At 69.8% G+C, this 20,144-nt stretch carries 17 protein-coding genes and 1 rRNA gene; 10 read left to right on the top strand and 8 right to left on the bottom strand.

Annotation, left to right across the window (positions count from 1 at the left end):
* Positions 1–55: 55 nt before the first annotated feature.
* Positions 56–478: a hypothetical protein gene (locus AB0435_RS25985; RefSeq protein WP_366428075.1), complete on the bottom strand. Its 423-nt coding sequence runs from the start codon at positions 476–478 to the stop codon at positions 56–58.
* Positions 479–1,511: 1,033 nt separating this feature from the next.
* Between AB0435_RS25985 and AB0435_RS25980 the strand changes: the two genes are divergently transcribed.
* Positions 1,512–2,324 carry a helix-turn-helix transcriptional regulator gene (locus AB0435_RS25980; RefSeq protein ID WP_366428074.1) on the top strand — a complete coding sequence of 271 codons (813 nt, stop codon included), beginning with the start codon at positions 1,512–1,514 and terminating at the stop codon, positions 2,322–2,324.
* Entirely contained in the window at positions 2,324–2,593 is a 270-nt protein-coding gene (locus tag AB0435_RS25975) for a DUF397 domain-containing protein (protein WP_366005258.1), read from the top strand. Before AB0435_RS25980 ends, AB0435_RS25975 begins: the two co-directional genes overlap by 1 nt.
* 70 nt (positions 2,594–2,663) lie before the next feature.
* Here the strand turns inward: AB0435_RS25975 and AB0435_RS25970 are convergent, their stop codons facing one another.
* The 4 genes from AB0435_RS25970 to AB0435_RS25955 form a co-directional block, all read right to left on the bottom strand.
* Positions 2,664–2,837, bottom strand: coding sequence for a hypothetical protein (locus tag AB0435_RS25970; protein ID WP_366428073.1), 174 nt, complete (start codon positions 2,835–2,837; stop codon positions 2,664–2,666).
* Positions 2,838–2,917: 80 nt separating this feature from the next.
* Positions 2,918–7,513, bottom strand: coding sequence for a putative T7SS-secreted protein (locus AB0435_RS25965; RefSeq protein WP_366428072.1), 4,596 nt, complete (start codon positions 7,511–7,513; stop codon positions 2,918–2,920).
* Positions 7,513–8,055: a hypothetical protein gene (locus AB0435_RS25960; protein ID WP_366428071.1), complete on the bottom strand. Its 543-nt coding sequence runs from the start codon at positions 8,053–8,055 to the stop codon at positions 7,513–7,515. Before AB0435_RS25960 ends, AB0435_RS25965 begins: the two co-directional genes overlap by 1 nt.
* On the bottom strand, positions 8,052–8,435 hold the full coding sequence (locus AB0435_RS25955) for an SseB family protein (protein ID WP_366005249.1): 384 nt from the start codon (positions 8,433–8,435) through the stop codon (positions 8,052–8,054). The genes AB0435_RS25960 and AB0435_RS25955 overlap by 4 nt, the downstream gene beginning before the upstream one ends.
* 144 nt (positions 8,436–8,579) lie before the next feature.
* Here AB0435_RS25955 and AB0435_RS25950 point away from each other — a divergent pair, with 144 nt between their 5' ends.
* Positions 8,580–8,783 carry a DUF397 domain-containing protein gene (locus AB0435_RS25950; protein WP_361525583.1) on the top strand — a complete coding sequence of 68 codons (204 nt, stop codon included), beginning with the start codon at positions 8,580–8,582 and terminating at the stop codon, positions 8,781–8,783.
* A gap of 375 nt (positions 8,784–9,158) precedes the next feature.
* Here AB0435_RS25950 and AB0435_RS25945 read toward each other — a convergent pair whose 3' ends face one another.
* Positions 9,159–10,445, bottom strand: a complete 1,287-nt coding sequence (locus tag AB0435_RS25945) for a protein kinase (protein WP_366428070.1) — start codon at positions 10,443–10,445, stop codon at positions 9,159–9,161.
* A gap of 404 nt (positions 10,446–10,849) precedes the next feature.
* Between AB0435_RS25945 and AB0435_RS25940 the strand changes: the two genes are divergently transcribed.
* The 6 genes from AB0435_RS25940 to AB0435_RS25915 all read left to right on the top strand — a co-directional run bounded on the left by AB0435_RS25940 (position 10,850) and on the right by AB0435_RS25915 (position 18,331).
* The gene (locus AB0435_RS25940) at positions 10,850–11,161 is read left to right on the top strand and encodes a hypothetical protein (protein WP_116213239.1); all 312 of its coding nucleotides are present in this window, start codon (positions 10,850–10,852) and stop codon (positions 11,159–11,161) included.
* A gap of 278 nt (positions 11,162–11,439) precedes the next feature.
* Entirely contained in the window at positions 11,440–12,327 is an 888-nt protein-coding gene (locus AB0435_RS25935; protein WP_366428088.1) for a hypothetical protein, read from the top strand.
* Positions 12,317–13,687: a hypothetical protein gene (locus AB0435_RS25930; protein ID WP_366005251.1), complete on the top strand. Its 1,371-nt coding sequence runs from the start codon at positions 12,317–12,319 to the stop codon at positions 13,685–13,687. The genes AB0435_RS25935 and AB0435_RS25930 overlap by 11 nt, the downstream gene beginning before the upstream one ends.
* A gap of 2 nt (positions 13,688–13,689) precedes the next feature.
* On the top strand, positions 13,690–15,243 hold the full coding sequence (locus AB0435_RS25925; RefSeq protein ID WP_366005260.1) for an SCO6880 family protein: 1,554 nt from the start codon (positions 13,690–13,692) through the stop codon (positions 15,241–15,243).
* Between the two features lie 193 nt (positions 15,244–15,436).
* On the top strand, positions 15,437–16,855 hold the full coding sequence (locus AB0435_RS25920) for an ATP-binding protein (protein ID WP_366005252.1): 1,419 nt from the start codon (positions 15,437–15,439) through the stop codon (positions 16,853–16,855).
* A gap of 3 nt (positions 16,856–16,858) precedes the next feature.
* Entirely contained in the window at positions 16,859–18,331 is a 1,473-nt protein-coding gene (locus AB0435_RS25915) for a type VI secretion protein (RefSeq protein WP_366005253.1), read from the top strand.
* A gap of 30 nt (positions 18,332–18,361) precedes the next feature.
* Here AB0435_RS25915 and AB0435_RS25910 read toward each other — a convergent pair whose 3' ends face one another.
* Positions 18,362–18,898, bottom strand: coding sequence for a GNAT family N-acetyltransferase (locus tag AB0435_RS25910; RefSeq protein WP_366005254.1), 537 nt, complete (start codon positions 18,896–18,898; stop codon positions 18,362–18,364).
* 76 nt (positions 18,899–18,974) lie between these two features.
* On the opposite strand from AB0435_RS25910, the gene AB0435_RS25905 reads away from it, so the two are divergent.
* Positions 18,975–19,982 carry a hydroxyacid dehydrogenase gene (locus AB0435_RS25905; protein ID WP_366428069.1) on the top strand — a complete coding sequence of 336 codons (1,008 nt, stop codon included), beginning with the start codon at positions 18,975–18,977 and terminating at the stop codon, positions 19,980–19,982.
* Between the two features lie 74 nt (positions 19,983–20,056).
* Here AB0435_RS25905 and rrf read toward each other — a convergent pair.
* A 5S ribosomal RNA gene (rrf, locus tag AB0435_RS25900) occupies positions 20,057–20,144 on the bottom strand; the annotation flags it as partial.

Below are 20,144 nucleotides of genomic sequence, written 5' to 3'. Positions count from 1 at the left end.
GCGCACGTCTGCGTTCTGGCAACTTCCGCACCGCATCGCGGGTGAGCCTCAAGCGCTAAGCCGGAGCCATCACGACCTCCACCCCACGTAGCGCCGCTCTCGCAACGGCCGCGCCGCGGAGTGCGGCCGCCACGGCGCCCGACGTGTCGTCAGCGGGTGGGGCGGGGGCGGTTGGCCGTACGGGCGGTGGTGGTGGCGTGAAGCGCTGTTCGGCAGCGCGTTGCTCCGCGAAGGTGGGGGCGTCCGGCATCTTGCGGAGTAAGCGATTCCGGATGATCCCGGCGGCGAAGTGGACGTGATCGGGCAGACCACCGGTGAGCGCCTCCCGGATCTCGGCCAGAGACGCGCCCCGCTGGAACCACTCCCCGGCGAGCGGAGCGAGGCTGGCGATGTCCATGACGGTCAGACGCAGCCGCCGTTCGGTCCGGGAGACGGAGGTCAGGGCGTGGGCGCCTTGGGCGACGAAAGGCGCGGGCACGAACGCGGAGCGGTCGGGAGGCGGGGCGGCTTGGGGTTTTGGCGGGGATGCGGGCGCGGGTGCTGGCGCGGGTGCTGGCTCCGGCGTCGGCTGTGGCGTCGGCTGTGGCTCCGGTTCGGGCTCTGGCTCCGGTTCGGGCTCCGGTGTTGGCTCCGGCCCCGGCCCCGGTTCTGGCCCCGGCCCCGGCCCCGGTTCTGGCCCCGGTTCTGGCCCCGGCCCCGGCTCCGGTGTTGGCTCCGGTTCGGGCTCTGGCCAAAGGTCCGGCTCAGGCCGGACGGGTTGGGGAGGTTGGGGAGTGTTCTTCCCTGAGTCTTTATCTTGGTAACGGCCGACGGACCGACTCTGCGGCTGACCGACGGCTGGAATCTGCGCACCCGGCTGCCCGGCCCGCACGGCGGCGGCTTCCTCGGCGGTGAGCGGCACGCCGGAGACGAGCTGCTCGGTGGCCCACCGCCCGCCCCGCCCCTGCTCGCGCCACTCGTGGTAATAACCGGCAGCGGCCAGCTCGCGCTTCGCACGGATGAACCCGGTGGTCTTGATCCCGGCGCGCTGCGCGACTTGCCACAACGGCAGGTCGACGCCGGGCGGCAGGGAGAGCTGCCAGATGAGCAGCCGTACGGCGTCCGAAGAGAGCTTCGGATTACGAATGATCTCGTTGGAAACCTGCGTGAAGGAACGCGCAGGCGCGGTAGCATGCCGGAACACTTGGTGGGATCCATTCTCCCGACCGGGTACAGGCCCCTGGACTGGTGTTCGTAGCACCGCCAGGGGCCGCCCCACATCGGCGTGAGGGCAACCCGTCTGCGGCCACCGTAAAGCACAACTTCGGCCTGGAACCGGCCACTTGACCCGCATCACCCGAATGGGTATCGAGAGCGGGGTTTACCCACGTACGGGCGGTACCGCCGCATGTCAAGGCGACCGCTATTTGTTCTACCCTTCGTGTGTTCCATCCTCGCGGGGCGGGCAACTCCGGTGTAGGGCAACGAGAGTTACCGTACACACGTGTCCGCACCAGGAAGGGCCCACGCTCATGACCGCTGAGGCCGACCGGCCGGACCCGACCGAGAGCATGCTGGCATTCTTCGGGTCCGAGGCGCTGCGACTGCGCACGAAGGCTGGGTGGTCACAGGAGAAGACGGCCAAGGAAGCGTTCTCGACGCAAGCGATGATCAGCTACGTGGAGCATGCGAAACGAGTGCCGTCGAAGGAACTGGCGGCGAGCCTCGACGCGGCGTTCGATACGGATGGGCACTTCGGGCGACTGCATCCGCTCGTCATGCGATACGCGTACCCGAAGTGGTTCGTTCGCTACGTCGAGTTGGAGCAGGAAGCGGCGACCGTTCACGAGTTCCAGTCCCAGATCATCCCGGGCTTGTTGCAGACCGAAAACTACGCGCGCGCCATGCTCGAAGCTGTACGCCCCGAAAACCTGGACGACCTCGTGGCGGCGCGAATGACACGACAGAGCCTGCTCAAAAGTGGCACCCGGTGCTGGTTCGTGGTGGACGAGCCCGCGCTGCTCCGCGCCATCGGCGGGAGGAAGGTCATGCGAGAGCAGCTCGCACACTTGCTGACGGCAGGACAGGAGCCCCGTACGGTGGTTCAGGTAATTCCCCGCACCGTACCCGCTCATGCCGGCTTGGCCGGCCCGTTCACGATTCTGGGCTTCGACGAAGGCGCGGACGTGCTCTTCGTGGACGGCTTCTCACAAGGCCGGACCACGGCGGACGCGAACGAGGTGAACGCAGCAACCCACGCCTACGGCCTTCTCCGGGCGGTGGCCCTGTCCCCCAAAGAGTCCGCAGACCTGATCAGTTCGCACTTGAAGGAGCTAGGCCCGTGATCCGAGCAAGTGACCTCGCGACGAGGTGGCAGAAGAGCAGCTACAGCACCAACGGTGGCAACTGTGTGGAGGTCGCGGTCGACTGGCGGAAGAGCACCTACAACAGCCCCAACGGCGGCGAATGCGTAGAGATCGCCGACAACATACCGACCGCCATACCCATACGCGACAGCAAGGACCCAGCCGGCCCCGCGCTCCTCGTCACGCCAGAGGCATGGACGTCATTCCTCGCCGACGTCAAGAACACGAGGATCGGGGCCAGCCGGTGAGCATAATCCCTGAGCCACCGAACACACCAGGATCTCCCGTGAAGTCGTGACGACAGTGTTGTACCGGAACTTATCCCCCTTCGCTCGTCAGCTCCCATTCGACGACCCAGCGCGCTTCCGCGAAGAACTGCTGCAAGGAAGCTTCATCCTCCACCCAGAAGTCCCCTCCCGCGGTGAGGAATTCGCGGTCGGCTGCGGTGAGGATCAGATAACTTGGCGGGACATCCGCAAGCTCCTTGATCATCACATACCTCCCTTGTTCGTCCCCGGAAGCGATGCGTCCTACGATTCCGATCTTAATCATGACCACAGCCCTCTTCTAGATTAATCAGCCAACGGGACATGATTGTTCACCATGGACTTCTTGTCGCCAGGATTCTCGAATATCTCCATGTGTACGTGGGGTACATGTGGCCAGTGGCCCCCTGCCAGAGAGTCCTGGTCCATTCGGAACTGGCGCAACCCGTCAGCGCTTCTGAAGACACCGCGATTCATTCCCAGCTCTTTGTAACCATCGCCAAGGAAGTCGATTCCTGCTTTAAGGGCCTCATCAGCGCTCATCGGGTGAGCACTGATGATACTTCCCTTACTGCCCCGGGTTTCAGAGATTGCTGCTGGTTCGCAGCTCATAAGCCCCAGCGGGTCCACCCACATGTGTGGGTTCGTGACGTAAGTCGCCGGATTCGGCGCCGGCGCCAGCCCCAACGGATCCGGAGACGTATACCGCCCCGTCTCCGGGTCGTAGTAACGGTGGAAGTTGTAGTGGAGACCCGATTCCGGGTCGAAGTATTGGCCTGGGAAGCGGAGAGGGGTGTACGTCGTGCTGTCCGTGGGCCAGGACGTCGTGCCCCAGAGTGCGGAGCGCGCGTGCCACGCTACGTCGCCCGATTCCGAGATCAGTTCGGTCGGGGTGCCCACCAGGTCGGTGACTATCGCGAAGGAGCGCTGGCCCATGGAGCGTTGCGGCGCGTCCGCCGCCGATATTCGTTCCGTTTGGGAGACCGGGCGCAGACCCTCGTGGTCCCACGTCAGCGTGATCGGGTTCGGCAGGTCGACAGAAGTTGTCGTCTGTTCCGCCAGCGTCGCGCCGTCCCAGGTGAAGTCCACCCGTTCCGTCACCTCGCCCGACGCCGACAGGCGTTGCTTCGCCACGCGGCGGCCCAGCGGGTCGTACAGATAGCGCCACCGCGTCCCGTCCGGGGTGACCACGGACGTGAGGCGGTCCTCCGCGTCCCACTCGTACCGCCACACGTCCGGCTTCCGCGACAAGCGCGTCCGGCGGCGGAGGGTGACGCGGCCCAGCGCGTCGTGTTCGTAGTGGACGCCGCCCGCGCGAGTGAGGCGGGTGCCCGTGTACTCGCGTGGGCCCACCGCCTCCTGCCCGGGGCCGGGCCAGGAGGCGGACGTCTGGTTGCCCGCCTCGTCGTACGCGTAGCGTTCGGTCCAGCCCGGCGCGTCGACCGCCGTCACCCGGCCCGCCGCGTCCAGTGAGAAGTCGCGGTCGTCGATTGAGGTGAGATTGCCGTCGCGGCGGTAGGCGTACGTGTGGGAGCGCACCACTCCCGCCGCGCCGGTCAGGGTCTGATCGGTCAGTCGACCCGAGGGGTCCCAAGCCTGGGTCAGGGTCATCCCGGAGCCGAAGTGGCGCGCGATCTCCCGGCCCGCCGCGTCGTGTTCCATCGTGAACGCGTGGCCGGACGCGCTCATGGACGTGCGCCGCCCCGCCGCGTCGTACTCCCAGGTGCTGACCGCGCCCATCGGGGTGACCCGGCGCCTGCGGCGGCCGAGTTCGTCGTAGGCGAAGGTCAGCGTCCGGCCGTCGCAGGTCTCCGACTTGATGCGCCCGAGCCGGTCTCTGCCGTACACCAGGGTCGTGTCCGGACCTGCCGCCTCCAGGAGCCGACCGGCCGCGTCGTGGACGTACGTCGTGACCGATCCGGCCGCGTCCTTGCGGACGGTCCGGCCCAGGGCGTCGCGTTCGTAGGCGATCCTCTGGCCCAGCGCGTCCGTCCGGGAGACGAGCTGCCCGGCGTCGTCGTACGCGTAGGACAGCGTCCTGCCGTCGAAGTCCGTCTCGGTGGCCAGGCGACCCGCCGCGTCGTACTCATAACTCCAGGTCAGGCCCTGAGGGTTGAGTACTTCGGTGAGGCGCAGAGCCGTATCGTGCGTGAATTCGTGACGTACGCCGTCCGGGCCGGTCCGGGCCGTGAGCAGGTCGAAATGCGTGTACTCGGAGCGGGTGACTCCGCCAAGCGCATCCGTGTGCGTGACGCAGTTGCCCTCGCCGTCGTACGTCCACCGCTCCTCCGCGCCGTCGGGCGCGACGCGGCGGGCGAGCTTGCCCTCGACCGTCCACGTCAGACGCGTCGTCGCGCCGAGCGGATCGATGACGGTCGTCACGCGGCCGAAGGCGTCCCGGCGGTAGGTGGTCACCCCGCCGAGCGGGTCCGTCACGTCGGCCGGGAGCCCGGCGACATCGCAGCGCACCCGCGTCGTGCTGCCGAGGGCGTCGGTGACCGAGGCGGGATGGCCGTACGCGTCGTACGTGAAGCGCGTGGTCGTGCCCGCCGGGTCCGTGACCGACGAGCGGTTGCCGGAGTCGTCGTACGTGTGCCGCCAGACCGAACCGTCTGCGTGCGTGATGGTGTCGGGGAAGCCCAGCAAGGTGTACGAGGTGGTGGCCACGCGGCCGTCCGGCCTGGTCACCGAGGTGAGACGGCCGTCCTCGTCGTAGCCGTACTCCGTGGTGCGGCCGAGCGGGTCGGTGTGGGACAGCAGGCGGTCGTAGCGGTCCCACCGCATGACGGTCGCGGCGCCGTCCGGTCCGACACGGGCGACGTTCTGGAGCGCGTCGTTGAAGACGTGGCGGGTGATGTGGCCGAGGGAGTCGGTCACCGTGGTGACGCGGAGACCGGTCGCCGGATCCGGATCGCCGTACTCCAGGGTGCACCGCATATGGCCTTCGGTGCCGGACTCGAAGACGCAGCGGCCGCGTTCGTCGTAGGTGTAGCTGTAGTGACGGTCGTTGCGGTCGGTCCAGGACGTCACCCGGCCGTGCGCGTCGTAGCCGAACCGCAGCGGCAGACCGGAGGAGTTGACGACCTCCGTGAGGTCACCGTCGGTGTAGCCGTAACGGACGATCTCCGTCTCGGCGCCGTCCTCGGTCACCAGGTGGAGGGCGGTGATGCGGCCCGCCTCGGTGGTGAAGCGGATGCTGCGGCCCGCGTCGTCGGTGATCGCGGTGGGCGTGCCGTCGGGCGCGTACGCGAAGGTGAGCGCGCGGCCACGGCGGTCGGTGACGCGGGCCAGTGGGGCGAACGTCTCGTCGTACGGCGTGAAATGCCAGGCCCGGCCGGTCAGCGGGTCGGTGACGACGTAGTCGCCGTCCGGCGTGCGCGACAGCGGGTGGCGCGGACCCTCGGCCGGGAGCGTCGGCACGCCGGGGGCCGGATGGGGGTAGGACAGCAGCGTGCCGTCCTCGCCGACGAGGACGACGCCCTCGGCGTCGATCTCCAGGCGCTGGTCCGCGGTGCTCGACCAGGACGGACCCAGCCAGCGGCCCGCGCGGTAGCCGGACTGCACCTTGCGGAAGAACACCAGCGGCAGCGCACCCGGAAGCACCACGTCCGTCTGCGGGAGGAACATCTTCCCGGTGGCCAGGTCCACCGGGTCCGTGCCGTCGGTGCACTTGACCTTGTCCTGGACGGCCGGTTCGCGCGCGTCCTCGGTCACGGCCTTGCGGGCCGCGCCGTTGGCCGCGCCCTCCTCGCCCGCCTGCCGCGCGATCCCGCGCTCCGCTCCGATCGCCATCCGCTCGCCCGCGTTGGCGGCCGTGCTGCCGCCGCCCGTCGCCACCGCCATCGTGATGTTGCCCGCGAGGCGGCCCAAGGCCTCGGAGGGGTCCGAACCCCAGCCGTCGCCGAGGAGCGTGCCGGGGATGCGGCCGGGGTGGGCGGCGAGCGAGAGGAGGCCGGCGTCGGTCTGGACGACACCGTCGAGGTACGCGGCGGGGTGGGTGATGTTGTACGGGTCGAGCGGGTTGAGGGTACGGGCGAACCGCGTCATGTCCGCCACCGAGCGGACGGCGCCGCCCAGGAGGTGCATCGCCTCGACCTGACCGCCGTCGAAGAGGTCCTTCGCGTCACCGGCGAACCGGTCGGAGAACTTCGGCAGCTTCGGGGCCAGTTCGACCGCTTTGCTGATCTTCCCCTGCGCTTCCGCGGCCGCGGTGTTGCGCTGCTTCCGCGCCTCGGTGAGGATCCGCTGCGCCTCCTTGCGGTCGGCGATGCCGGGGTCGGTGCACGGGGGCGGGGTCGGCCCAGGGTCCTGGCCGGCCTTCACCTTCGCGTTGTACGCGTCGGCCGCCTTGTTGTAGTCGTCAACGGCCTTCTTGGCGGCGTCCTTGCCCTGCTTGTAGAGGCGCACCGCTTCCCTGGCCTGCGCCTGCGCCCAGGTGACGGTGTGCGCGTACGCGGACAGGGCGGTCGCCGCGTCCTGACAGGAATCGGCCGCGTGCGCCCACTTCGGGGCGTGCTCGGCGAATTTCTGCGCGAAGTTGTCCGATCCCTCGCCCTTCCATCGCGCGGGATCGACTTTCTGTATGCCGGCGTGAGCGGTGTTGAAGGCGGTACGGAAGCTCCGCAAGTGGCCCGCGGTCGCCTCGATGCGCTTCGCGTCGCCGTGCACCAGCTCCTTGGGGTCGTCGGTCGCGTCGAGCTGCTTCTCGCCGACCTCGGCGCCCAGCTCGGCCGCGCGCTTGTCGGACCAGTCGTCGACGGCGTGGGCCGCGCGGTGCAGACCGACACCGTCGAGACCGTCGCCGATCTTGTGCCCGCCCCATTCGACGGCCTCACCGAGACCCCTCTTGCCCGCGTCGACGGCGTGCTCGATCTTGTCGCCGATGCCGTCCCAGATGGCCATCAGTGACGCTCTCCAGTCCGTGGTGACTCGCCCTTGATGTCCGCGATGGTCCGCGCGAGCGTCTCGTCGGTGTGATGGGCGGCCTGCTTGAAGGAGCCGGCGCTGTAGTCGGGGTGGGCGATGTCGTTGACCGGGTTGTCCGAGAGCGTCTGCTTCCAGGACTGCTGCTCCGCCTGCTCCTCGGTCATGTGGGGGTTGCCCATAAGGGCGTTGGTGGTCACCTTGAAGGTGTTCGAGATATACGCGTCGCCCTCGTGGTAGTAGCCGGCGGCCAGCCCCACGCGCTGCGCGAACTGGCTGCCGTCGTGCACCAGCGCCCGGACACCCCACTCCCACCGGTGACAGAACGACTTGAAGGCGTCCGTCAAGCCCTGGTGCCCTGTCTCCATTCCCGAGAGGGTGAGTTCGGAGAAGCCACGGCCGGTGGCCGCCTCACCGGGCGATCCGCCGGACTTCTTCAGCTCGTCGATGGCGCCGTTGATCCCCTTGGCGATGTTGTCGAGGGCGTCCTTGGGCGCGTCCATACCGTCCCCGTCGCTCATCGGGCGACTCCGTCGACGGCCGCGTGCTCAGGCACGACGCCCACCACGGGCGGGAACATCATGGGCCACTCGCCGCCCACGTCCAGCGCCACACCCGTCGGTTCACCGACGGCCGGGACGACCACGTCCAGCAGCCGGGCGCCGAGCACGGAGCGGTACGCCCAGTCGCGCTCCGCCTCACCACGGGCCGCGGCGAACCGGGCCAGCGCGGTCTCGTCCGTGAAGGCGTGGACCCACTGGACCCCGCCGAACTCCGCGGTCCACAGCCCGCCCTGGTCGTCCAACGGCACGAGCACCGCGGTCCGCCGGAACTCGCCGATCAGCGCGGCCGGCCGCCCTCGCAGCGCATGAATCGCGCCAATCTCATCCGTCAACGCCACCGTGGCCCGCTCCTCCCCTTTCAGGGAAGCGTATACAGCGGGCGACAGAAATCGAACGGAGGGTCAGGAGAGCACGGGCGGGGCCACCGGTGTTCCTCTATCGTGAGCAACGGCATTCAGCCGTACATCCCTTGAGGGGGGACCGTGGCAGAACTCAACTGGATTCCGGCGACCGAGGGTGACGAAACGGAATATCTGGAGGTCGCTTTCGGTGACGACGGCAATGTCTACATCCGCGAGAACCACCGGCCGGACGAGGTCGTGGTGACCACCGACGCGAAGTGGGACGCGTTCGTCCTGGGCGTGAAGGCGGGCGAGTTCGACCATTTCGTGGAGGGCGTGGAGTAAGGGCGTGGCGTGGGGGAGCGGACGGCGCCGCACTGTCGCGGGACGGGCTGCGTCGCGAACGCCCTCGCCGGCCGGGCCGGTTTATGGGCCGCGGTGCGCGATCCAGCCGGTCCGACGCTTGAGGACAACGCGCGAGGCATGACGCGGGGCCTGGGGCGCAGCCCCGACTCGGCGAAGCCCCCATGGCAGAGCCGCACATCAGATGCTGCCGGGATAGGGGCGGGGCCCGGGAAATCAGCCCGTCCGGCCCTGAGGACGCTCCCCCGGCAAGGCACCCCGCCAACGGCGGTGAACCGGCCCGCGGCCGGGGTCCCGGGGCGCGCAGCCCCGGTTGTGGGAAGGGGCGGGTAGGGGAAAGAGACGCACCGCGACCGATCAGTCGTCGGACTCCCGGCCCACTTCGCCCCGCTTCCCATGCCCCTTCTTCCGCACCTCGCCCGAAGGCGGAGCAGTCGCCTCCGCCGGAACGACCCGCTGAACGCCCGGCCCCGGCTGCCGCGCTCCCCCGCCCCCACCGGACCCGAACGCCCAGGCACCGAACACCGCGGCCAGCACGAACGCCACGGCTCCGGCAACGGCGATGCCCAACGTCTTCGACTTCCGCGCCTCCTTGCGCCCACGCCGCGCGGACGCGGAAACCGGCGCGGCCATCGGCGCGGAAGCCCGGGCGGACACCGGCGCCGGGACAGGTGCGGAGACCGGTGCGGAAATCGGCATCGACACAGGAGCGGGCATACGCGCGGACGCAGGCGCGGGCACCGGCTGCCCCACCGGCGGCGCGGCAGCCCGCATCGGCGCGGGAGCCGTGCCCCCGACAGGCCCCGGCGCGGCCAGGGGCGCGGCCGGAGGGGCACCCTGCCACGACGGCCCCGCGAACCACTCCGCCACCTCTTCCGCCGACGGCCGCTCCTCCGGCTGCTTGGCCAGCATGCGCAGCAGGCAGGACTCGAAGGCGGGCGGCAGGTCGGCCCGGTGCCGGCCCGGCGGCTCGGGCGCCGCGTCGACGTGGAGATAGAGCAGCGCCGTCGGGCTGTCCGCCCAGAACGGCGGCCGGCCCACGAGGAGCTGGTAGAGCACGCAGCCCAGTGCGTACACGTCGGAGGCGGGCCCGGCCATCCGGCCGAGCGCGCGCTCGGGGGCGAGGTAGGTGCTCGTGCCGACGATCTGGCCGACCCTGGTCAGCGCCGTGGACGTCTCGTCCACGAAGCGGGCGATGCCGAAGTCGCCGATCTTCAGGGTGTCGTCGGCGTCGAGCATCAGATTGCCGGGCTTGACGTCCCGGTGGACGACTCCCTGCCGGTGCGCGGCCGCCAGCCCGGAGGCCGCCTGGGCGGCGATGCGGGCGACGCGGGCGGGATCCAGGGTGCCGCGCGCGGCGAGCTCCTGGGCCAGGCTCGGGCCCCGGACCAGCTCCATGACCAGATAGAAACGCCCGTCCCAGGCCCCGAAGTCGTAGACACCGACCACTTGGGGGTGATTCAGGCGGGCGGCCGTCTGCGCCTCCAGCCGGAACCGCGACGCCGCCGACTCGTCGGCCCCGTCGCCCAGCAGCAGCTTCACCGCGACCTGACGGCCGAGCACCTCGTCCCGGGCTTCCCAGACTTCGCCCATGCCGCCGCGGCCGAGGAGCTCTCCCAGCCGGTACCGATCGGCTACCAGCACCCGTACCACCCTTGTTCTCGACGCCCCCGGAGCGCCGGACACAGGCGGCGAGGGCGACGCACACGGCGATCAGGCCCCACAGCCACGAGGCCCGGTGGTCAACCGGGCGGCGCGGGCTCCAGCGTACCGACCGAACACACCGCCACCCGAACATCCGCATGGGCCCCCACCTACCCGATCATTGCTCGCCGTCCATACGCGTGATACACAGAGTCACCATAGAACTCCCCACTGACAGCGCCTCGCGCCGCAGGTCGCACCGGCATCGTGAAACGCGTACGGGTTCCGGCAAAAAATGGCGCCAAGTCGACATGCCGGAGCGGCATCGTCGGCGAAGATAGGTCCTGACCTTTGCCAGGCGGTGGAGGGGTTGACAACTACCCATAAGGGGCGGTGAGTTACAAATGTTTTTGGCGGCCGGCGACAAGGGTGACATCAACACCATCATTGGCGGAATTGCCCCGAAATGGGGGCCGTTCGGCAGCCTGGGCAACGAGGCGCGCGTTCTGGTCGAGGTCGTGATGGCGGCGGCCATCCTGCTCTGCCTCGCCATCGCGATCTGGGGCGCGGCGAAACAGCGCATCGGGGCGACGGCCTTGCGGGACACTTTCAGCGCCGAACAGGGCAAGGGACTGATCGTGGCCGGACTCACCGGCGTATTCATCATCGGCTCGCTCGGCACTCTCTTCACCATTGTCTACGGCATGGCCATCTGACCCACGCGATCCGGCCTTACCGCGCGGCCCTCTTGACGAACCGGCCCCACCGTCCGGCCATCTCTTTATCGTCGGCCCCAACCGCCCCACCGATCCCATGAGTCCCGCCGCGCATCACCCCCGCGCAGACCCTCTCGTCCCCGAGTCCCCCCGCACCGAGGCTGCCACCTGATGCCCCCTCACACCCCCTCGTACTCCTCCCCCCAGAACCGCTCCGCGCCGCTACCGTCATATGCGGGTGCCACAGCGGCGAAGACGTATGAGGGGACGTGCGCGCGATGAGTCTCGGTGACGACGGCTACGGCCAGGAACCCGGCCGTCCGGGCGGCGACTACGACGAGCCCGCCGGCTTCGACCGCCACCTGACGCGCACCCGCCTGCCGGAGGGCGAGGCCGACCCGTACGGCCCGAACCGGCGCCCACGCGGCGGCGGTCGGGGCGGCGGCCTCTCCAGTCGGCACCTGATCACCGTCGTCGGCGTCGTCGTCCTCCTCATCGCGGCGATCGCCTTCGCCAACAGAGGCGGCGGCTCCTCCTCCGACTCGGATACGAGCGGCGGCAAAGCGAGCGCGCAGCCGACCGCTCCCACGGGAGTGAAACCCGTGACGGGCAAGGACGGGGCGACGGGGATCGCGTCGGGGTTCGCGCATACGGAGCAGGGGGCGCAGTCGGCGGCTTCGAATTACGCGGTTGCGCTCGGCGGGGACGGAATGTTCAAGACGGACACCCGCCACGCGATCGTGGACAGCGTCCACACCCCCGACGCGGCACCCGCTCTCCAGACCGCCCTGGACAAGGCGTACAGCGCCGACTTCTTCAAGAACGTCGGCCTGAACACCGATGGTTCGGCGCCGAAGGGACTGACCTTCGTGTCCCGCACGGTGCCCGTCGGCACGAAGGCCACCGCGTACAGCGACGACGAGGCGACGGTCGCGGTCTGGTGCACGGGCCTGGTGGGCCTCGCGGGACAGGGATCGACCAAGCCGGTCACCCAGACGTGGTTCACCATGACCCAGAAGCTCCGCTGGGTGGGCAACGACTGGAAGATCGCGTCATCCGATCAGAAGCAGGGCCCGGCCCCCGTCAGCGGTGACGTACCCGCCGCGGGAGCCGAGGAGATCACGAACGCGGTCAACGGGTACGGAGGGTTCACTTATGCCAGGTAGCCGTCGTCTTCGCGGCCTCTCCGTCACAGCGGTGGTGGTCTCCGCCCAGGTGGCCCTGTTCACGCTCGCCTCAAGGGCGACGGCGGCTCCCCCTTCGCCCTCGGCCCCGAACCCGTCCGCACCACCGTCCACGCCGCCGTCGACCGCCCCTTCGACGTTGCCCTCCCCCGGCGCCAGCCACAGCAAGAGCCCGTGCGACCTGATCTCGGGCATGGCGAAGCAATACTGCGAGGGCGGCAAGCAGGACGGCGGCTCCACCACCCCCGACCCCCAATCCTCCACAGACCCCCTCAACTCCCTCGCCAAAGGCTGCGCCGACGCCGCCTCCTGGATCATCAAGAAGCTCTCCGAAGCCGTGCACGCCACCGGCAACGTCGACTTCACCAACGCCACCTTCCTCCAGCAGTACGCCGTCGTCTTCGCCGCGTCCAGCATCCTCACGCTCGTCCTCTGGCTGCTGGCCGTCGCCAAGCGGGCCGTGCGCGGCGTGCCGTTCACGGAGGCGTTCACGGAGGCCGTGGGGTTCCTGTGGCTGACGGTGCTCGCTTCCGCGTTCACCCCGTTGATCCTCTACACCCTCGTCTCCGCCACCGACGCCGTCACGGCTGTCATCGCCACCGGCAGTGGTTCGAACAACGACACCTTCTTCGGCGCCTTCGCCGACGCCCTCCAGAAGGGCGACCACATCGGCGGCGGGCCGATCATGCTGATCGTGGTGTCGCTCGTCTCCGTGCTCGCCGCCGGCGTGCTGTGGCTGGAGCTGGTCATCCGGGCCGCCCTGCTCTACGTCGGCGCCCTGCTCGGCACCGCCGTCTACGCGGGTCTGGTCGACAAGAACATGTGGGGCCACGTGCGCCGCTGGGCGGGCGTCATGATCGCGGTGATCCTGGTGAAACCGATCATCGTCGTGGTGCTGGGACTGGCCGGAGCCCTGTCCTCCGGAAAGGGCCCGAACTCCTTCTCGGCGGTCGTCTCCGGGCTCGCCATCATCATCCTCGCCATCTTCGCCAGCGCGATGATCTACCGCTTCGTCCCCGGCTTCGGCGACGAGATCGTCCACACGCGCAACGCCAGCAAGGACGCGGCCTCCCGGCAGGCGGCCGCCGTGATCTCCTCACCCGCCGCCCTCGTCAAGCAGGGCATCACCACCCACAGCACCCGCGGCAACGGCGGGGGCGGCGGGAACGGCGGCGCCCAGGCCCGTCCCGGCAACTCCGTCTCCGGCGGTGTCGCCGCCCACAGCACCCGCGCGCCCGCGCGCCCGGAAGGCGGGAAGGCCGGCAACGGAAGCGCCCCCTCCGCCGTACCGGCGCCTCGCGCGCAGAACCGCAGCAATACGCCAGGAGGTGAGCGGAGTTGACGATCCAGGCCCAGTCCCAGCCGATCGCGGCCCGCCGTACGTATCTGATCGGCCGCGCCCGTCCCAACGCGGTCGTCGGCAAGAACCGGGAGACCGGCGAGATCGCCCTGATCATCGCCGGCGCGTTCCTCGGCATGATGTGCGGCCTCCTGGTGCCGATCCTCCCGCTGCGGATCCTGACGCTCAGCGGCTTCCCGGCGCTGGCGCTGGCAGCCGTGTACGTCCCGTACAAACAGCGCACGTTCTACAAGTGGTTCGAGATCAACCGCACGTACAAGCGCACCCTGCGCCGCGGCACCACGTACCGCTCGTCCGCGGCCGAGGCCGGTACGCGCCTGGACGGGCGCGAGATCGAGGTCGGGCCGCCGCCGGGGATCGGGCGGATCAGCTGGCTCGCGGCGCCGTTCGGCCCGGACGAGATCGCCGTCCTGCTGCACGCCGACCGCCGTACGGTCACCGCGGCGATCGAGATCGAGGGGCCGGGCGTCGGTCTGCGCGACTCGGAGGACCAGGAGGCGCTCGTCGACCGGTTCGGCACGCTGCTCAAGCACGTCGCCAACGGGGACGGCTATGTGACGCGCATCCAGATGCTGGCCCGTACGCTGCCCGCCGACCCCGACGCGCACGCCAAGGACGTCGAGCGCCGGGGCGACGAGAAGTCTCCCAAGTGGCTCAAGGACTCCTACGACCAACTGCAGTCCATGGTCTCGACCTCCTCCGAGCAGCACCGCGCCTACCTCGTCGCCTGCATGCACTACACCCGCGACCTGGCCGCCGAGGCGCAGACCATCGCGCGCGCCTCCCGGCACGAGGGCGGCGCACGGCGGCTCGACCGGGACGGCGGGCTCGCCGTCGTCATGGCGCGCGAACTCACCGACATCTGCGCCCGGCTCGCCGAGGCGGACATCCGGGTGCGCCAGCCGCTCGGGCAGGGGCGGCTGGCGTCGCTGGTGCACTCGATGTACGACCCGGACCACCCCATCGACCACATCCAGGCGATGACGCAGCGCAACGCGTGGCCCGCCGAACTGGACGCCATGGAGCCGACGTACCTCCAGGCGAAGACACGCGAGTCGTCAACACGCGCACCCTGGTGTCACTCCACCGCCTGGGTGAAGGAATGGCCGATGACGCCGGTGGGCGTCAACTTCCTCGCGCCGCTGCTCGTGCACACCCCGGACGTCATCCGGACGGTCGCCGTCTGCATGGATCTGGAGCCGACGGACGTCGCCATCGAGCGGATGCTGACGGAGAAGACCAACGACGACGCGGACGCCTCGCGCGCCGCCAAGATGAACCGGGTCGTCGACCCGCGCGACGTCGCCCACCACTCCCGCGTCGACCAGCGCGGCGAGGACCTCGCGAGCGGCGCGGCCGGCGTCAACCTCGTCGGATACATCACCGTGTCATCGCGCTCACCGGAGGCACTGGCGCGCGACAAGCGCACGATAAGAGCGTCGGCGGGCAAGAGCTACCTCAAGCTGGAGTGGTGCGACCGCGAGCACCACCGGGCCTTCGTCAACACGCTGCCGTTCGCGACCGGCATCCGACGATAGGGGCAACCGCCGTGCTCAAGCCACCGACCGTACCCACCGAGGCGTTTGCCGCCGGCGCACAGCCGACGAGAGACAGCAGCGCTGTGCAGGCCCGCCCTCGCGCTCCGCGCCACTCGTGCGACCGCGAGCACCACCGGGCCTTCGTCAACACGCTGCCGTTCGCGACCGGCATCCGACGATAGGGGCAACCGCCGTGCTCGACCCACTGGCCGTACTCACCGAGGCGTTCACCAGCTTCCTGTTCGGGAAGGTGGAGACCACCCGGCTGCCCGTGCGGACCTCCACCGGGCAGGCCCAGGCCGTCTATCTGCCGACCGCGGCCCCGGGCCTCGGTGACTCCGGCGTCGTCATCGGGCGCGAGGTCTACTCCGGCAAGGGCTACATCTACGACCCCTTCCAGCTGTACGGGCAGCAGCTGCCGGCCCCGCACTGGCTGGTGCTCGGTGAGTCCGGCAACGGCAAGTCGGCGCTGGAGAAGACGTACGTCCTGCGCCAGCTGCGCTTCCGCGACCGGCAGGTCGTCGTCCTCGACGCACAGGGCGAGGACGGCGTCGGCGAGTGGAACCTCATCGCCCAGCAGCTGGGGATAACGCCCATCCGGCTCGACCCGACGGCCGCGCTCAACGGCGGCATCCGGCTCAACCCGCTGGACCCCTCGATCACCACGACCGGACAGCTCGCCCTGCTGCGCACGATCATCGAAGTGGCCCTGGGCCGCGGCCTGGACGAGCGGTCCGGTTTCGCGCTCAAGGTGGCGCACGCGTACGTCAACGAGACGATCCTCGACCGTCAACCCGTGCTGACCGACATCGTCGAGCAACTCCGCCATCCGGAAGCCGAGTCCGCGGAGTCGATGAATGTCGACATAGACGATGTACGCGCGTGGGGACTGGACGTCGCCCTCGTGCTGGACCGGCTGGTCGACGGTGACCTGCGGGGCATGTTCGACGGGCCGACGACAGCCGGCATCGACCTCGACGCGCCGCTGATCGTCTTCGACCTCTCCCACATCGACCGCAACTCCATCGCCATGCCCATCCTGATGGCCATCGTGGGCGTGTGGCTGGAGCACACCTGGATCCGCCCGGACCGCAAGAAGCGAATCTTCCTGGTGGAAGAGGCCTGGCACATCATCAACTCACCGTTCGTGGCCCAGCTCTTCCAGCGTCTGCTGAAGTTCGGCCGACGGCTCGGCCTGTCGTTCGTGGCGGTGGTGCACCACCTGTCGGACGTGGTCGACGGCGCGGCCGCGCGGGAGGCGGCCGCGATCCTGAAGATGGCCTCGACGCGCACGATCTACGCACAGAAAGCCGACGAGGCCCGCGCCACCGGAAGGGTCCTCGGCCTGCCGCGGTGGGCCGTCGAGATCATCCCCACGCTGACGCCCGGCATCGCCGTGTGGGACGTCAACGGCAACGTCCAAGTGGTCAAGCATCTGATCACCGACGCCGAGCGGCCCCTGGTCTTCACCGACCGCGCGATGACCGAGAACGGTGAGGACTATCTGGCCCGCGAACTCGCGGCGGAGGCGGCGGCCGCCGAACGCGCGGCCGCAGCCATGGAGGCACAGCTGACCGACGGGGCGTACGGCTCCGAGTCGACGGTGGCCTGACCCGTGAGCGGATCCCGCCCCACCGGAGAACGCAGACCCGAACGTGGCATTCCGGACGGTCTGTTGGTCGGCGTCATCGCCTTGTTGCTGGGTCTGACCCTGCTGGTGTGGGTGACGACCGGCCTCGCCGGCCTGGCCGTCCACGGCGACTGGCCGGACGGCGTCAGCCTGGACCGTACGCCCGTGGCCCTGCGCCACCTGGCCACCGAGCCGCACGACCTCGCGGCCGCCTGGCCGGACACCCCTCCGGCCGCCCTCTCGGGATACGGGCTCTTCTGGGGCCTCCTCATCGGCGAGTTGCTGGCGCTCGTCGTGCTGGGCGTCTTCGTGCTGGGCACGTGGACCCGCTGGCGGGCCGTACGGGCCCGGAGGCGGGCGGAGGCGACAGCGGGGACGCCGACGGCCGCACAGGCCCCGACAGAGGCTCCTGCGAGCTCTCAGACCACCTCCCCCGCGGAGACCGAGCCCCCACCGGCCGCGACCGCCGTACCGCCGCAGCCCACGGAACGGCAGCAGCCCGCCGCGGCACCTCCCGCTCCGCCCATGGACGCCCCGACGCCGCGCGTCGTCCACAGCACCGACCGGCGCGGTGCGGCGGCGCGCGCGATCCTCGAAGCGGCCGGGCCCGTGCTGGTGACCACCAGCGACCCGGGGCTGTGGGCCGACACCAAGGACTCCCGCGCCAAGCTCGGCCCGGTCCACGTCTTCGACCCGAGCCATCTCCTCGACACCCCCAGCCGCCTCCGCTGGTCCCCCACCACCGGCTGCGAGGTCCGCGACACGGCGGCCACGCGCGCGGCCGCGCTGCTCGCGCCCGTGCGCCCGCGGAGCGCCCTTGACTCGGCGACGGCCGACACCGCGGAGACCCTGCTGCGCTGCTGGCTGCACGCGGCGGCCGTGGACGGCCGCCCGTTCCGCCAAGTGCACCGCTGGGCCCAGGGAACGGGGGCTCACGAGCCCGTACGGATCCTCCGTACGCACCCCAAGGCGGCGGGTGGCGCGGCGGGCGAGCTGGAGTCGGCACTGACGGGCCATCCGGAACGTCGGGATATAGCACAGGAATTGACGAGTCGGGCCCTCAATTCCCTTTCGTCCATCCATATTCGGGACGCGTGCAATCCCAATCGAGCCGATGCGCTCGCGTGGGAATCATTCATCGCCGAAGGGGGAACCCTGTACGTGATGGGTGAGGCGATTGAGGATCCCCGCACCCGCCCGGGTGCGATGCCCCTGCTGACCGCACTCGTCGCAAGCGTGGTCGAGCTCGGCCGGGGCATGGCCGGAGGGTCATCTGCCGGTCGGCTCGACCCACCACTGACGTTTGTCCTGGACGACGTCGCGGCGGTGGCGCCGGCGCCCTCCCTGCCCGGTCTCCTGGCGGAGGGCGAGTCCTTGGGCCTGCCGGCGTTCGCCCTCCTGCGCTCGGAGGAACAGGCACGCGCCCGCTGGGGCCGCCCCTTGCAGGCGAGCCCATGACGCGGCCGCGCGCCCGTCTCCCCGTACGCGTCAGACAGCGGGCCGGGCGAGCGCCATCTCGTACTCCAGCGCGGACGGATCGCCCTGCATCGGCACGGTGACGCCGGTCCGCTCGAAACCCAGCTTCCGGTACAACCCCTCGGCACGAGTGTTCCGTTCGTGCACATAGAGCCGCGCACGAGCGACCTGGGGCTCCGAAAGCCCCCACGACCAGTCGAGCGCCGCCCGGAAGAGAGCCTCCGTCAGTCCCGTGCCGCGGTGCTCAGGGCGTACGAAGACTCCGACCAGATGCGTCTGCGGCACGACCGCCGGAGCACCGAAAACGCCCTCGGCACCGGGCAGTTCCACCAAGACGGTCGCATTCCCCGCCCATTCGCCGTCCGGCCCCTCGGCGACGAAGGACGTGGAGAGCGCCCTGCCCTGCCAGAACTCGTCCGGCTGGGCGACAGCTTCGTCATAGGTACTGAGAAAGGCGATCGGCGCGACCGGGTCGGAGAGCGCGATCAGGCGCAACTCCTTGACCTTCCGCCACTCGTCGGGCCGTACGGTTCTGATCAGATGCTCCATCTGCCGATGGTCAACCTGCGCCCATGGCCAGGGCAAATCAGTTTTCCCGCTTTGCCACGAGGGCATGGGAGAGCGCGTGAACGGTATACGGGGGATGGTCGTAGTCATAGCCATGGGGGCGGACGAAGCCGCGGCGGTCCTGCCCCCCGATCTACGGGCCAGGCTCGCGGAGCTCGCCGCTCCGGTGCTCGGCACACTCGTCGGACCACTCACTACTCCGGAGGCCCGCGCGGCCCTGGAAGGCGCCGACATCCTCATCACCGGCTGGGGATGCCCGGCCCTGACGGAGGACGTACTGGAATGCGCGCCCCGACTGCGGGCCGTCGTCCATGCGGCCGGGTCGATAAAGGAGTTGGTGACGGCGGGGGTATGGGAACGCGGCATAGCTGTCTCCTCCGCCGCCGGGGCCAATGCCGGCCCGGTCGTCGACTTCAGCCTCGCCGCCATCACCTTGGCTACAAAGAAGGCCCTCTCGACCGCGGCGGCCTATGAATCCGGCTGGCCCGCCTTCCGTGACCGCCAAGGCTCCGACGGCCGCGCCATCGGCATCATCGGCGCCTCCCGCATCGGCCGCCGCGTCATGGCCCGCCTGCGCGCCTCCTGCGTCGGATATCGGCTCCTCCTGCACGACCCGTACGTCTCCGAGGCCGAAGCGGCGAGCCTGGGAGCGGAATCCGTCGGCCTGGCGGACCTCTGCCGCGCGGCCGGCATCGTCAGCGTGCACGCCCCGCAATTGCCCGAGACACACCATCTGTTGGACGCGGAACACCTCGCGCTCATCCCCGACGGCGGCACGGTCGTCAATACGGCACGCGGCTTGCTGATCGACACGGAAGCCCTCACGCGCGAGTGCGCCTCGGGCCGCCTGGACGCCTTCCTCGACGTCACCGACCCCGAACCACTGCCTGCCGGGCACCAGTTGCTCCAGCTACGGAATGTGCTGGTCACCCCGCACATCGCCGGCGCGCAGGGCAGCGAGGCCCGTCGGCTCGGGGTCTACGCGGTGGACGAGGTGGCACGGCTGGTGCGCGGTGCGCCGCTGTTGGGACGGGTGACGCGCGACCAGTTGGAGCGGCTCGCGTGAAGTAAAAGTGTCCGGGAACGCAGAAATGCCCTGGCAGGAACCGGAGTTCCCACCAGGGCATTTCATCAAAATTTGTTCGGCGGCGTCCTACTCTCCCACACGGTCCCCCATGCAGTACCATCGGCGCTGAAAGGCTTAGCTTCCGGGTTCGGAATGTAACCG

The organism is Streptomyces sp. NPDC051173 (assembly GCF_040689515.1).
Classification (GTDB): Bacteria; Actinomycetota; Actinomycetes; order Streptomycetales; family Streptomycetaceae; genus Streptomyces.
This window is presented reverse-complemented; position numbering and strand designations above follow the sequence as displayed.

Excerpts from the sequence above, each read along its gene's own strand:
- AB0435_RS25980 (WP_366428074.1), top strand. The coding sequence starts at position 1,512 with ATGACCGCTGAGGCCGACCGGCCGGACCCGACCGAGAGCATGCTGGCA.
- AB0435_RS25970 (WP_366428073.1), bottom strand. The coding sequence starts at position 2,837 with ATGATCAAGGAGCTTGCGGATGTCCCGCCAAGTTATCTGATCCTCACC.
- AB0435_RS25965 (WP_366428072.1), bottom strand. The coding sequence starts at position 7,513 with ATGGCCATCTGGGACGGCATCGGCGACAAGATCGAGCACGCCGTCGAC.
- AB0435_RS25960 (WP_366428071.1), bottom strand. The coding sequence starts at position 8,055 with ATGAGCGACGGGGACGGTATGGACGCGCCCAAGGACGCCCTCGACAAC.
- AB0435_RS25940 (WP_116213239.1), top strand. The coding sequence starts at position 10,850 with ATGTTTTTGGCGGCCGGCGACAAGGGTGACATCAACACCATCATTGGC.
- AB0435_RS25935 (WP_366428088.1), top strand. The coding sequence starts at position 11,440 with ATGAGTCTCGGTGACGACGGCTACGGCCAGGAACCCGGCCGTCCGGGC.
- AB0435_RS25930 (WP_366005251.1), top strand. The coding sequence starts at position 12,317 with ATGCCAGGTAGCCGTCGTCTTCGCGGCCTCTCCGTCACAGCGGTGGTG.
- AB0435_RS25910 (WP_366005254.1), bottom strand. The coding sequence starts at position 18,898 with ATGGAGCATCTGATCAGAACCGTACGGCCCGACGAGTGGCGGAAGGTC.